This is a genomic window from Cupriavidus sp. MPR-AND1C (assembly GCF_058809705.1).
The window spans coordinates 19,082-31,431 of the sequence record NZ_JBXASU010000004.1 but is presented as its reverse complement, the minus strand read 5'-3'; the positions used below and the strand labels follow the sequence as shown (position 1 = coordinate 31,431).

11 protein-coding genes are annotated in these 12,350 nt (G+C 65.2%); 10 read left to right on the top strand and 1 reads right to left on the bottom strand.

What is annotated here, in order from left to right; translation table 11 throughout:
• The first annotated feature begins 15 nt into the window (after positions 1-15).
• The 6 genes from AC1RWI_RS03750 to AC1RWI_RS03725 all read left to right on the top strand — a co-directional run bounded on the left by AC1RWI_RS03750 (position 16) and on the right by AC1RWI_RS03725 (position 5,892).
• Positions 16-921 carry a LysR substrate-binding domain-containing protein gene (locus AC1RWI_RS03750; protein WP_492864634.1) on the top strand — a complete coding sequence of 302 codons (906 nt, stop codon included), beginning with the start codon at positions 16-18 and terminating at the stop codon, positions 919-921.
• A gap of 250 nt (positions 922-1,171) precedes the next feature.
• Entirely contained in the window at positions 1,172-1,819 is a 648-nt protein-coding gene (gene queE / locus AC1RWI_RS03745) for a 7-carboxy-7-deazaguanine synthase (protein ID WP_492864632.1), read from the top strand.
• A 67-nt stretch (positions 1,820-1,886) separates the two neighbouring features.
• Complete coding sequence (gene queD / locus AC1RWI_RS03740; RefSeq protein ID WP_006159634.1) at positions 1,887-2,363, top strand: 6-carboxytetrahydropterin synthase QueD; 477 nt, start codon at positions 1,887-1,889, stop codon at positions 2,361-2,363.
• Positions 2,364-2,385: 22 nt separating this feature from the next.
• Positions 2,386-3,066 (top strand): tRNA adenosine(34) deaminase TadA, encoded by a 681-nt coding sequence (tadA, locus tag AC1RWI_RS03735; protein WP_082054877.1) that lies wholly within the window; start codon positions 2,386-2,388, stop codon positions 3,064-3,066.
• Positions 3,063-4,037 (top strand): muramoyltetrapeptide carboxypeptidase, encoded by a 975-nt coding sequence (gene ldcA, locus AC1RWI_RS03730; RefSeq protein WP_492864630.1) that lies wholly within the window; start codon positions 3,063-3,065, stop codon positions 4,035-4,037. Before tadA ends, ldcA begins: the two co-directional genes overlap by 4 nt.
• Positions 4,038-4,281: 244 nt before the next feature.
• Complete coding sequence (locus AC1RWI_RS03725; RefSeq protein ID WP_043346757.1) at positions 4,282-5,892, top strand: ABC-F family ATPase; 1,611 nt, start codon at positions 4,282-4,284, stop codon at positions 5,890-5,892.
• Between the two features lie 148 nt (positions 5,893-6,040).
• Here AC1RWI_RS03725 and AC1RWI_RS03720 read toward each other — a convergent pair whose 3' ends face one another.
• Positions 6,041-6,961: a LysR family transcriptional regulator gene (locus tag AC1RWI_RS03720; protein WP_043346755.1), complete on the bottom strand. Its 921-nt coding sequence runs from the start codon at positions 6,959-6,961 to the stop codon at positions 6,041-6,043.
• Between the two features lie 153 nt (positions 6,962-7,114).
• Here AC1RWI_RS03720 and AC1RWI_RS03715 point away from each other — a divergent pair, with 153 nt between their 5' ends.
• From AC1RWI_RS03715 to AC1RWI_RS03700, 4 genes are all read left to right on the top strand, one after another.
• Entirely contained in the window at positions 7,115-8,539 is a 1,425-nt protein-coding gene (locus AC1RWI_RS03715) for an aldehyde dehydrogenase family protein (protein ID WP_492864627.1), read from the top strand.
• Between the two features lie 121 nt (positions 8,540-8,660).
• Positions 8,661-9,962 (top strand): MFS transporter, encoded by a 1,302-nt coding sequence (locus AC1RWI_RS03710; protein ID WP_492864625.1) that lies wholly within the window; start codon positions 8,661-8,663, stop codon positions 9,960-9,962.
• A 113-nt stretch (positions 9,963-10,075) separates the two neighbouring features.
• A complete protein-coding gene (locus AC1RWI_RS03705; RefSeq protein ID WP_492864623.1) occupies positions 10,076-10,999 on the top strand; it encodes a TauD/TfdA dioxygenase family protein in 924 nt (307 codons plus the stop codon).
• A gap of 165 nt (positions 11,000-11,164) precedes the next feature.
• Positions 11,165-12,301, top strand: a complete 1,137-nt coding sequence (locus tag AC1RWI_RS03700; protein ID WP_492864621.1) for an acyl-CoA dehydrogenase family protein — start codon at positions 11,165-11,167, stop codon at positions 12,299-12,301.
• The last annotated feature ends 49 nt before the right edge of the window (positions 12,302-12,350 follow it).

Below are 12,350 nucleotides of genomic sequence, written 5' to 3'. Positions count from 1 at the left end.
GCTTAATATTCAACAATGAAGATCACTCTTGAAGAACTGCAGGCTTTTGCCACCGTCGTGGACAGCGGCTCCATCACGGCTGCGGCCGAGCAACTGGGGCAGACCGTCTCCGGCATCAGCCGTGCGCTGAGCCGCCTGGAAGACAAGGTGGGCACCACCCTGCTGCACCGGACCACGCGCCGGCTGGCGCTGAGCGAGGAGGGCGAGGCACTGCTGGCCCACGCGCGCGCGATCCTGGCTTCGGTGGAACTGGCGGAGGAGCAGATGGCCGTGCGCCGCCAGCGGCCGGCGGGACGGCTGCGGGTCAACGCGGCATCCCCGTTCATGCTGCACGTGATCGTGCCGCTGATCGGGGAATTCCGCCGGGCGTATCCGGAAATCGAGCTGGAGCTCAATACCAACGACCAGATCATCGACCTGCTCGAACATCGTACCGACGTGGCGATCCGTATCGGCACGCGGCGGGACTCCACCCTGCATGCGCGTGCGCTGGCCAGCAGCCGTGTGCGCGTGCTGGCCAGCCCGGCCTATCTCAAGGCGCGGGGCCGCCCGGAAAGCGTGGCGGATCTTGCCGGCCACAGCCTGATCGGCTTTAACCAGCCCGAATCGCTCAATCGCTGGCCCTTGCGCGGCGCCGTGGGCGAGGAGGTGCAGATCACGCCGCATTTGTCGGCATCGAGCGGCGAAACCCTGCGCCAGCTGGCACTGGCGGGCGAGGGCCTGGTCTGCCTGTCGGATTTCATGACCGACGCGGACCGGCGCCGCGGCGACCTGGTGCAGGTGCTGATGGCGCACACCATTGACGAGCGTCAGTCGATCAACGCCGTCTACTACCTCAATACCCAGCTCTCGGCGCGCATCGCCAGCTTCCTGGATTTTGTGGGCGGCAGGCTGCGCGAGGCGGCTTGGGCGCAACTTTAGGCCGGCGCGGGCCAAGGCCAGCGCCTCGGCGTGGCCTTGGCAATAGGGGAAATCAAGGAGGCGGCTGGAGCGGATTGCGCTCCTGTGCGAAAATAGCGAGTTCGCCGCAGTTTCCTGGCCAATAGTCGCCACTCAGCCGCCACTCGTCGCCAGTTGCCAGCCCGGCATTCGCCGCGCGCCGTGCACCGGCTGCCTCACTGCACCACCCACAGCACCACCTATAAAAGCTACCAGAGCTTTACCAGCCAGCATGACTTACGCCGTCAAGGAAATCTTCTACACACTGCAGGGCGAAGGCGCCAACGCGGGCCGCGCAGCCGTGTTCTGCCGCTTCTCCGGATGCAATCTCTGGAGCGGGCGCGAGGAAGACCGTGCCAGCGCGGTCTGCCAGTTCTGCGACACGGACTTCGTTGGCACCGATGGCACCGAGGGCGGCAAGTACCGCACCGCCGAGGCGCTCGCCGACAAGATCGCGGCCCAGTGGCCGCAGGCCGTGGATGGCAACGCCGCCGGGCATGCGCTGGTGGTCTGCACGGGCGGCGAGCCGCTGCTGCAGCTGGATGCGCCGCTGATCGACGCGCTGCATGCACGCGGCTTCGAGATCGCCATCGAGACCAATGGCACATTGCCGGTGCCCGAGGGCATCGACTGGGTTTGCGTGAGCCCCAAGATGGGTTCCGAACTGGTGGTCAGGCGCGGCGACGAACTCAAGGTGGTGATCCCGCAGGATGGCCAGGATTTCGCCGCATACGAGCACCTTGATTTCCGCTATTTCCTGGTGCAGGCCATGGATGGCCCGCTGGCACGGCAAAATACCGCGCTGGCGGTGGAATTCTGCCAGCGCCGTCCGCTCTGGCGCCTTTCGCTGCAGACCCACAAGCTGCTCGGCATCCGGTAAGCAAATCGCGGAAATCGCGCAAATAGCGCCGGTACGCGCCGGCACACCTCGGCACCCATTGGCCCACATGAACAAGCAAGTTTCCATTACCCGCCGGCTGGAGTTCGACTCCGGCCACCGCATTCCCAACCATGGTGGCCAGTGCCGCAACATCCATGGCCACCGCTATCGCCTGGACCTGACGCTGTCAGGCGAGGTGCTGCATCGCGCCGGCGCCTCGGATGAGGGCATGATCCTGGACTTCAGCGATATCAAGGCGCTGGCCACGGAGCACCTGGTGTCCAAGTGGGACCACGCCTTCCTGATCCATCGCGGCGATACCGCGCTGCTGAACTTCCTGCAGACCATGGACGGGCACAAGACGGTGGTGCTCGATGCCATCCCGACCGTGGAGAACCTGGCCCAGATCGCCTTCGACATGCTTGCCCCGGTGTTCAAGGATTGCTTCGGGCACCAGTTGCAGCTCACCCGCCTGGTGCTGTTCGAGACCCCGAACTGCTGGGCCGAGGTCAGCGCTGCCTTCAGCCTGCCGGCGCAGGACTGACTCGCCGCATGATGCAGCCGCGATGACCGAGCCGACCCTGCCGCCCGAGGCCAGCCTGGCAAGCCCGGATCTGTCCATGGACCCCGCCCTGGAGCGCGACCGCCGCTATATGCAGGCCGCGCTCGACGAGGCGCGCCTGGCCGAAGCCGCCGGCGAAGTCCCGGTGGGCGCGGTCGTGGTGTGGAACGACACCATCATCGCGCGCGGCCACAACCTGCCGATCCGCTCGGTCGATCCTTCCGCGCACGCTGAAATGCAGGCGCTGCGCGCCGCTGCCCGCGTGATCGGCAACTACCGCATGCCGGAGTGCGAGCTGTACGTGACGCTGGAACCCTGCGTGATGTGCAGCGGCGCGATCCTGCATGCGCGGATTCGTCACGTGGTGTTTGGCGCCACCGATCCCAAGACCGGCGCCGCGGGCAGTGTGCTGAACCTGTTCGAGCAGGCGCAGCTCAATCACCAGACCACCATTGCCGGCGGCGTGATGGCCGACGCGTGCTCGCGCATGCTGAAGGATTTCTTCGGCGGCAGGCGCCGGGCGCAGAAGGCCGCGCAGAAAGCGGCGCAAGAAGCCGCGCAAGAGGCTGTACAAGAAGCCGTACAAGAAGCCGCGCAGGTTGCGCGGGCAAGCGACGCGCCTGCCTGCGCGCACTGCGCCGCTGCCGCCACCGACACCGATCCAAGCCAGAACCCCGACGCATGAGCCAGCCCACGCCTACGCCCACGCCAGCCACCGAAGTCCGCCTGATCGCGTCTTCCGGCTATCCGCACGACGTCGCCATCGCCGCGCGCGGCTGCGCCTGGCTCAAGGGGCAGGGCTTTCATGTCGGCAACCCGGATGTGCTGGCGCGCCGCTACCTGCGCTTTGGCGGCAGCGATGCCGAACGGCTGGCCGACCTGCATGCCATCGGCACCGGCGCGCCGCACGAGCTGACGCTGGCTGTGCGCGGCGGTTACGGAATTGCGCGGCTGCTGGAGCAGGTGGACTTTGCCCGCATCGCCGAGCAGGCGCGCGCCAGCCAGACGCCCATCGTCGGCCACAGCGATTTCACGGCCTTCCAGCTCGCGTACCTGGCGGCCACCGGTGGCGTCACCTTTGCCGGCCCGATGCTGCTGGCGGATTTTGGCGCGGACGTGGTCGACCCGTTCATGTGGCAGCACTTCAACGGCGTGCTGCGCGATCCGGCGTACTCCATCGACGTGGATGCGCCGCAGGCTGGCGGCCAGCCTTTCACGGGCGCCTTGTCGGGCACGCTGTGGGGCGGCAACATGGCGATGCTGTGCAGCTTGCTGGGCACGCCGTTCATGCCGGCGGTGCAGGGCGGCATCCTGTTCCTGGAAGACGTCAACGAGCCGCCTTACCGGGTCGAGCGCATGCTGCTGCAGCTGGACCAGGCTGGCGTGCTTGGCGCGCAGCGCGCGGTCCTGCTGGGCGACTTTTCCAATTACCGCGTGACGGATTACGACAACGGCTATGACCTGCCCGCCGTGGTGGCATACATGCAGGAGCGCCTGCCGGTGCCGGTCCTCACCGGCCTGCCGTTCGGCCACTGCCCGCGCAAGCTGACCCTGCCGGTAGGAGGGCAGGCGCAGTTGAGCGCACGTGCGGATGGATTTTCGCTGTCGCTGTCGGGTTACCCGGTGTTGAAAGCGGCGCCTTGCGCCCACATCTGAGGCTTATCGCTTCGTTCCTTTGCCCGCCAGTGGTAAAATCGCGGGTTGTTTCCCGAATTCCCTGCCCGGGCCTCGCGCCAACGCGCCACCAGGTTGCCATGCCTGGCTTTGCGCCGTCCACGCAGCGAAGCAAATCAAGCGATCAGCACTACGCAATCCGCAATTTGCACAGCCATCAGCAGGGCGGCAGCCCGAGGCAAGCGCGGCAAGTCCCGCGCCTCATCATCCATACAAGGTCCCAGACGTGCTTTCTACCGCAAACATCACCATGCAGTTCGGCCCCAAGCCGTTGTTCGAGAATATCTCGGTCAAGTTCGGCGAGGGCAACCGCTACGGCTTGATCGGCGCGAACGGTTGCGGCAAGTCCACCTTCATGAAGATCCTCGGCGGAGACCTCGAACAGTCCGCCGGCACCGTCATGCTGGAGCCGGGCGTGCGCCTGGGCAAGCTGCGCCAGGACCAGTTCGCCTATGAAGACATGCGCGTGCTGGACGTGGTCATGATGGGCCACACCGAGATGTGGGCCGCCGCCGCCGAGCGCGACGCGATCTACGCCAACCCGGAAGCCACCGACGAAGACTACATGAAGGCCGCCGAGCTGGAGGCCAAGTATGCCGAGTACGACGGCTACACGGCCGAAGCGCGCGCCGGCGAGTTGCTGCTGGGCGTGGGCATCCCCACCGACCAGCACCAGGGCACCATGAGCAACGTGGCGCCGGGCTGGAAGCTGCGCGTGCTGCTGGCACAGGCCCTGTTCTCGAACCCGGACGTGCTGCTGCTCGACGAGCCGACCAATAACCTCGACATCAATACGATCCGCTGGCTGGAAGAAGTGCTCAACGAGCGCAATTCCACCATGATCATCATCTCCCACGATCGCCACTTCCTGAACTCCGTGTGCACGCACATGGCCGACATGGACTACGGCACGCTCAAGGTCTACCCGGGCAACTACGACGACTACATGGAAGCCTCCATGCAGGCTCGCGAGCGCCAGCTGGCGGCCAATACGCGCGCCAAGGAGCGCATCGGCGAGCTGCAGGACTTCGTGCGCCGCTTCTCGGCCAACAAGTCCAAGGCCCGCCAGGCGACCTCGCGCCTGAAGCAGATCGACAAGATCAAGGTCGAGGACATCAAGCCGTCGTCGCGCCAGAACCCGTTCATCCGCTTCGAGTTCGACAAGAAGCTGCACAACCTGGCCGTGGAAGCCGAGGGCGTGACCAAGACCTACGATCGCAAGGTCATCAACAACCTGTCGATCGCGATCCAGGCCGGCGAGCGCGTGGCCATCATTGGCGAAAACGGCGCCGGCAAGACCACCTTGCTGCGCAGCCTGCTGGGCAGCACCGTCAAGGGCGGCGTGGAAGTCGATCGCGGCACCATCAAGTGGGCCGAGAACGCCAATGTCGGCTACATGCCGCAGGACACCTTCGAGGAATTCCCGGTCGACCGCGACCTGATCGACTGGATGAGCCAGTGGACCCAGGCCGGCGACGACGACCAGTCGCTGCGCGGCACCATGGGCCGCCTGCTGTTCTCGGCCGACGACATCAAGAAGTCGGTCAAGGTGCTGTCCGGCGGCGAGAAGGGCCGCATGATCTGGGGCAAGCTGATGCTGGGCCGCCACAATGTGCTGGCGCTCGACGAGCCGACCAACCACATGGACATGGAATCCATCGAATCGCTGCAGATCGCGCTGGACAAGTTCACCGGCACGCTGGTCTTCGTCTCGCACGACCGCGTGTTCGTCAGCGGCCTGGCCACGCGCGTGATCGAAGTGCGCAACGATGGCACGCTGACCGACTACCTGGGTACGTACGACGAGTACCTGGAATCGCAAGGCATCGACGGCTAAGCAGTCATTTCTCTGCAAGCAAATGGGGCTGCCTTCGGGCGGCCCTTTTTGTTTCTTTTGCGCATCTCGCTGCGGAGGGCGAACGCGAGTTGTCCCATTCCTGATGTCATGCAGGGCGTGCAGCGTCAGGCGCGGTGTCGCCGTCGCGTCATGCCTGCCCGGCGGCGGATTCCGACGAGCCGCTCGCTACCCGTTCTATGCATTCCATGGCGCATCTGGCCATGGGCGAAGGTGTTCGTCCCGTCAGCGAAACGATCCCCGGGCGCACGATCAGCGTCGGCGCATCCGTCACCTCAAGCCTGACCAAGGCGTTGGCTTCGACGTCGGCCGCGACAAGTGCGTGAGGACTTGCCAGAACGGAATCCGTGCTGAGCGCCACGGTGCGCAGGATGCCGAAGTTGTCGCATTCCAGCGCTGGCACCGTGGCGCTTGAAGATAGTTGCAAGGCTGCCGCGAGCTCAGCCCTCATCGTGGCCGGGGGCGTAGCCGATGCCAGCCCGAATTGCCAGATCTCAGCAAAAGTGCATCGGCTGCCAGCCAACGGATGACCCGCGCGAGCGTAGAGCTCGATTTGCTGCGCAGGCAGGAGCCTGATAGTTAGCGCGGCTTCATCGGGAAGCACATTGGTGTCAGAGACAAAGAACTCGATACTTTCCGCGCGCAGCCGTTCCAGCAACTGCTCCCAGTTGCTTTCCTCCACCCGCAAGCGGACTTTGGGGTGGCGTTTTCGCAATTCAGACAAGACGCCCGGCATCAGTGTGACTGCCGGGAACGGTCCGACGCCGAAGGCCGTGTCGCCCAACTCCACGTCCCGATAAAGGCCGATGTCTCGCTGCAGGCAACGGGCGTCGAACAGGAGCTTGCGCGCACCTTCGATCACAAATTGCCCCGCTGGCGTCGGGCGGACGTCGGCGTCGCCGCGCTCGAACAAGCGCAGACCGAGTTCCGCTTCGATGGCCTGAATGCTGCGACTGAACGCCGGTTGGCTGAGGTGGACGCGCGCGGCAGCGCGCGCGAAATGCAACTCCTCAGCGAGGGCTACGACGTGGCTAAGGCGACGAAGATCCATACGGGGTCCGATGTGTCTAGCGCATTGAGTGGATGTAGATTATGCATTGGACGAATCAAGACGGGAATTCTACAGTGAGCGCATCAAGTTCCGGCGACGAACGGGACGCCTCGACAACCGTCAAGCGGCGAGACGAATAAATATGGAGACAACATGAAGGTGCTGGACAGGTTCTACATCAATGGCGAATGGGTGGCGCCGTCCGCGGGCGCAACGTACGTCGACATCATCGACCCTGCGACCGAGGCGGCGATCGGTAAGGTTGCCATGGGGAGCGCCGCGGACGCGGGGCTCGCGGTGCAGGCCGCGAAGGCGGCGCTGCCCGCGTGGTCGGAGACCACGCGCGAGGCCCGTATCGCGCTGCTGGAGCGCGTGATGGCGTGCTACCAGGCGCGCTTCGGCGAGCTGGCCGATGCGGTGCGGCAGGAGATGGGGGCCCCAGCAACCCTTTGCAACATGCTTCAGGTGCCTATCGGTCTTGGCCAGATCCAGGGAACCACGGAGGCGTTGCGTGGCTTCGAGTTCGAGGGCGAGCGCGGCCGCAGCCGGATCCGCCGCGAGGCGATCGGCGTGGCGGCGCTGATCACCCCATGGAACTGGCCACTGAACCAGATCGCTGCAAAGGTGGCGCCGGCGCTCGCCGCAGGCTGCACGATGGTGCTTAAGCCGTCAGAGATCGCTCCGCTGGATGCGGTGCTGTTCACCGAAATTCTGCATGCGGCCGGCGTGCCGGCGGGTGTGTTCAACATGGTGTTCGGCGATGGCATGGTGGTCGGGGCCGCGCTGTCGTCGCATCGCGACGTGGACATGATTTCCATTACCGGATCGACACGCGCCGGTGTGGAAGTGGCCCGCAACGCAGCCGCCACCGTCAAACGCGTCGCACAGGAATTGGGCGGCAAGTCCGCCTTAATCATCCTCGATGACGCCGATCTGCAGGCGGCAGTCGCGACCAGTGTGGCGCAAGGCATGTTGAACGCGGGCCAGACATGCATCGCGCCCACGCGCATCCTGGTGCCGCGCCAGCGTTATGAGGAGGCGGTGACCATGGCTGCTGCTGCGGCAAACGGCATCCGCGTGGGCGACCCCGCCGCTGCGCAGACCGACATGGGTCCAGTCTCGAACCGCGCCCAGTATGAGAAGGTGCAGCGCATGATCCGCGTTGGCCAGGCGGAAGGCGCACGGTTGGCCGCAGGCGGGCCCGGGCGGCCGGAGGGGCTAGAGCTTGGCTTCTATGCCAGGCCGACCATTTTCGCCGACGTCCACAATGACATGGCGATAGCGCGCGAGGAGATCTTCGGGCCAGTACTCGTGATGATCCCATACGACAGCGAGGAAGAGGCAATCGCCATTGCCAACGACACCGATTACGGCTTGGCGGCCTACGTTGCGGGCGCGGACGCCGACCGCACGCACCGCGTGGCGGCGCGTCTTCGCGCGGGCACCGTCCTCCTCAACGGTGCCATGCTGGACATCGCCGCGCCATTCGGCGGATGCAAGACCTCCGGCAACGGGAGGGAATGCGGGCCAGAAGGACTGGCCGAATTCCTCGAGATCAAGACCGTGACATCGCCCTGACACGGCGCCGCACGCAGTCCGGCGCGGCCTGCGCCGCATTCCACTCAGCCCACCTTCCGTTTTCCCTGGCGGCCGCTTGCGACGTGGCCCGCCCGGGTACTCGCACCCTGCTGGAGATTGCATGACGCCCTCCTATCAACCGGTCATGGCCTGGCGCACAGCCTTGCTGCTCGTCGTCTACATGGTCATCAATTTCGCAGACAAGATTGCGGTCGGCCTGCTAGCCGTGCCGATGATGACGGAGCTGAACCTGTCGCCCGCGCAGTTCGGGCTGATCGGCAGCAGCTTCTTCTGGCTCTTCGCTATTGGCGGCATCACTGGCGGCTTCATGGCGAACCGCCTGCCCACGACAGGCATCCTTCTTGTCATGGCACTTGCCTGGTCGGCGTTGCAGGTACCGATGGCCATGTCGTCCAGCCTGGCCGTGCTGGTGGTGGCACGTGTGCTGTTGGGCGCTGCCGAAGGTCCGGCGTGGCCGGTCGCGGTACATGCTTGCTACAAGTGGTTCCCCAATGAAAAGCGAGAGTTGCCGGTGGCCTGCCTGGCACAAGGGGGGGCCATCGGATTACTGCTGGCGGGCATGGCCATGCCGCTGGTCTCGGCACACTGGGGATGGCGCGCCAACTTCTACGCGCTGGCCGTGATTGGCTTCGCGTGGACGCTGCTCTGGGTCGCCTTTGGCAAGGAGGGCAGGGGCGCCGAAGCTGAGAATAGCGAGCAAAGGGAGACCATGCACGTGCCTTACCGCACGCTGCTGGTGGAACCAACGGTCGCGGCGTGCATCGCCATGAAGTTCGTCTCCTACTGGGGGCTGGCATTGACGCTGACCTGGCTGCCGGCCTATCTGCAGAAAGGCCTGGGGTATGGCGCCGTCGAATCCGGGCGGCTGTATGCAGGGCTCATCGCGACGAGCTTGCCGATCAGTGTCGCGGGATCGTGGCTGGTGCGCCAGCTCCTGGCGCGTGGCGTGTCGTCGAGGACTGCGCGTGGCCGCGTGGCCGCAACGGTCGTCGCCATCGGTGGCGTGGCATGCATGCTGGTGTGGCTGGGAGGATTGCCGCCGTTGTGGCGGGCAGCGCTGATCGGCCTCACGCTCGGCCTGACGCAAATCATGTATGCGGTGGGGCCCGCCATCCTGGCCGAAGTGGTGCCGGTCTCCCAGCGCGGCGGCATCCTGGCCATCGACAATTCCATCGCATCGTTTGCCGGTGTATTGGCGCCGCTGGTCACCGGCTTCCTGGTGCAAGGCATGACGGGGAGCCAGGGCTACGAGGCCGGCTTCGCCATCTGCGGGCTGTTGATGGTTGCCGGCGCTCTGGCGGGCGCTGTGGCCATCGATCCAGCCAGGGCCGCATTGTCGGTCCGCCGGCGTGCGACGGTTGGTTGCGCCTATGCCGGCCAGGCACCTGCCTCGAGTCACTGACAGGCAAAGCAAACAACGACACTGACCTTCAACCGATTTCATCAAACGAGAGCAGTCATTTCAATGAGCCGGTCCGGGTAGCGCCGTACCGCCTGCCTCAAAAGGAGAATGGAATGAGCGAACAACAAACGTGGGCGGCTGATCTGACGAGTCCAGCCATCATCCGGTCGGGTGTGCGGAAGACCTCCTTCACGGTGGACCCCATCGCGCCGTGCCTCGGCGCGGAGATCGGCAACATCGATCTGCGGATGCCGCTCGATGACGACCAGTATCTTGCATTGCGCGCGGCACTCCTGAAGCACAAGGTGCTCTTTTTTCGAGACCAGGACATCAGTGCCGCGCAGCAGGTCGCGCTGGCGAGCCGATTCGGTGAGCTGGAGGTGCATCCCGTGTTTCCCCATCATCCCGACCACCGGGAACTCGTGGTGTTGGGTGGCGATAGCGCCCAGGCGGCACGCGAGAACATCTTCCACACCGACGTGAGCTGGCGCAAGCTGCCTTCGATGGGGTCGATCCTGCGCTGCCTCGAATGTCCGGCGGTCGGAGGCGATACGCTCTGGGTGAATATGGTTGCGGTACACGCGGGCCTGCCTGCGGCGGTGCGTGACCGGATTGCCGGCCTCCATGCTGTCCACGATATCCTGCCGGCCTTCGGTTCGCGCATGAATGCCCAGCAGCGTGAAGCCCGTCGCCAGGAGTTTCCCGCGGCAACGCATCCCGTCGTTCGCATTCACCCCGAGACCGGCGAGAAGATCCTGTATGTGAACGAGGCCTTCACGACGCATCTGGCGGACTACCTGGAAAAGCATGAAGGACAATATCGATTCGGGTTCGATTTCCGGCTCGAGGAGATGGACCTCCTGCAATACCTGTTTCGCCAGGCGAACGCGCCGGAATACCAGGTTCGCCTGCGCTGGCGCCACAACACGATCGCCTTCTGGGACAACCGCTCCACCCAGCACTACGCGATCCAGGACTACTTCCCCGCGCGCCGCCGGATGCTGCGCGCAACCATCATCGGCGACGCGCCGTTCTGAGGCGCCGCACGCGCGCCAGGTCCTGAGCCATCCCTCGCAACTCGCAGGAGGCAGGCCGAATGCGCGCAAATCGCACTGAGGCGCTGCCCATGCCGGACAAAGGAGGCGTCATGACAGGCGTCACGACGCACCCCCTTTTTCTGTTGACAAGACTGGAGTGACCGCATGATAGCCCGCACCCTATTTACAGAAGAGCATGAGATGCTGCGCACCGCCGCGCGCCGCTTCATGGAAACGGAGGTGGCCCCGCACCACGAGCGCTGGGAGGAGCAGGGTTATGTCGACCGCGACGTCTGGCTGAAGGCCGGCGCGGCCGGCTTCCTGTGTGCCAGCATGCCCGAGCAGCACGGTGGCGCTGGCGGCGACAAGCTGTACAGCGTGGTGCTGATGGAAGAGCAGGCGCGCGCCGGCTGTACCGGCCTGGGCTTCGGCCTGCACTCGGAAATCGTTGCCCCGTACATCGAGCACTACGGCAGTGAATACTTGAAATCCGCGTACCTGCCAAAGATGGCCGCCGGCGAAATGATCGGCGCGATCGCGATGACCGAACCGGGTACCGGATCCGACCTGCAAGGCATCAAGGCGACGGCCGTGCGCCACGGCGACCATTACCTGCTGAACGGCTCCAAGACCTTCATTACCAACGGCTGGCATGCCGACCTCGTGATCGTCGTGGCCAAGACCGATCCGCAGGCCGGGGCGAAAGGCATCAGCCTGTTCGTGGTCGACACCTCGATGCCGGGATTTTCCAAGGGCAAGCGCCTGAAGAAGGCCGGCATGAAGGCACAGGACACGGCCGAGCTGTTCTTTGACAACGTGCGCGTGCCGGTCGCCAACCTGCTCGGCGATGAAGGCCAGGGCTTCGGCTACCTGATGCGGGAGCTGTCGTGGGAGCGCCTGCAGATCGCAATCACCGCGGTTGCGGCGGTCGAGGCCGGGCTCGAATGGACACTCGCCTACACGCGCGACCGCAAGGCGTTCAAGCGCCCGATCAGCGAATTCCAGACGGTGGCCCACGCGCTCGCGGACATCCGTACCGAGCTGGAGATGGGCCGCGTATTCGTGGACCGGTGCCTGCAACTGGTGCTGGAGGGCAAGCTCGATGCCGCCACTGCGTCAATGGCGAAGTACTGGACCACCGAGATGCAGTTCCGTGCGCTCGATCGCTGCGTGCAGCTGCACGGCGGCTACGGCTACATGTGGGAATACCCGATTACGCGCGCCTGGGCCGATGCCCGCGTGCAGCGCATCTACGGCGGCGCCAACGAGATCATGAAGGAACTGATCAGCCGCAACCTGTAAGGACTGCACGCGCGGCCGATCCCGGCCGTCGGCGAGCATACGAAACAGG

Excerpts from the sequence above, each read along its gene's own strand:
- AC1RWI_RS03750 (WP_492864634.1), top strand. The coding sequence starts at position 16 with ATGAAGATCACTCTTGAAGAACTGCAGGCTTTTGCCACCGTCGTGGAC.
- queE (WP_492864632.1), top strand. The coding sequence starts at position 1,172 with ATGACTTACGCCGTCAAGGAAATCTTCTACACACTGCAGGGCGAAGGC.
- queD (WP_006159634.1), top strand. The coding sequence starts at position 1,887 with ATGAACAAGCAAGTTTCCATTACCCGCCGGCTGGAGTTCGACTCCGGC.
- tadA (WP_082054877.1), top strand. The coding sequence starts at position 2,386 with ATGACCGAGCCGACCCTGCCGCCCGAGGCCAGCCTGGCAAGCCCGGAT.
- ldcA (WP_492864630.1), top strand. The coding sequence starts at position 3,063 with ATGAGCCAGCCCACGCCTACGCCCACGCCAGCCACCGAAGTCCGCCTG.
- AC1RWI_RS03720 (WP_043346755.1), bottom strand. The coding sequence starts at position 6,961 with ATGGATCTTCGTCGCCTTAGCCACGTCGTAGCCCTCGCTGAGGAGTTG.
- AC1RWI_RS03715 (WP_492864627.1), top strand. The coding sequence starts at position 7,115 with ATGAAGGTGCTGGACAGGTTCTACATCAATGGCGAATGGGTGGCGCCG.
- AC1RWI_RS03710 (WP_492864625.1), top strand. The coding sequence starts at position 8,661 with ATGACGCCCTCCTATCAACCGGTCATGGCCTGGCGCACAGCCTTGCTG.
- AC1RWI_RS03705 (WP_492864623.1), top strand. The coding sequence starts at position 10,076 with ATGAGCGAACAACAAACGTGGGCGGCTGATCTGACGAGTCCAGCCATC.
- AC1RWI_RS03700 (WP_492864621.1), top strand. The coding sequence starts at position 11,165 with ATGATAGCCCGCACCCTATTTACAGAAGAGCATGAGATGCTGCGCACC.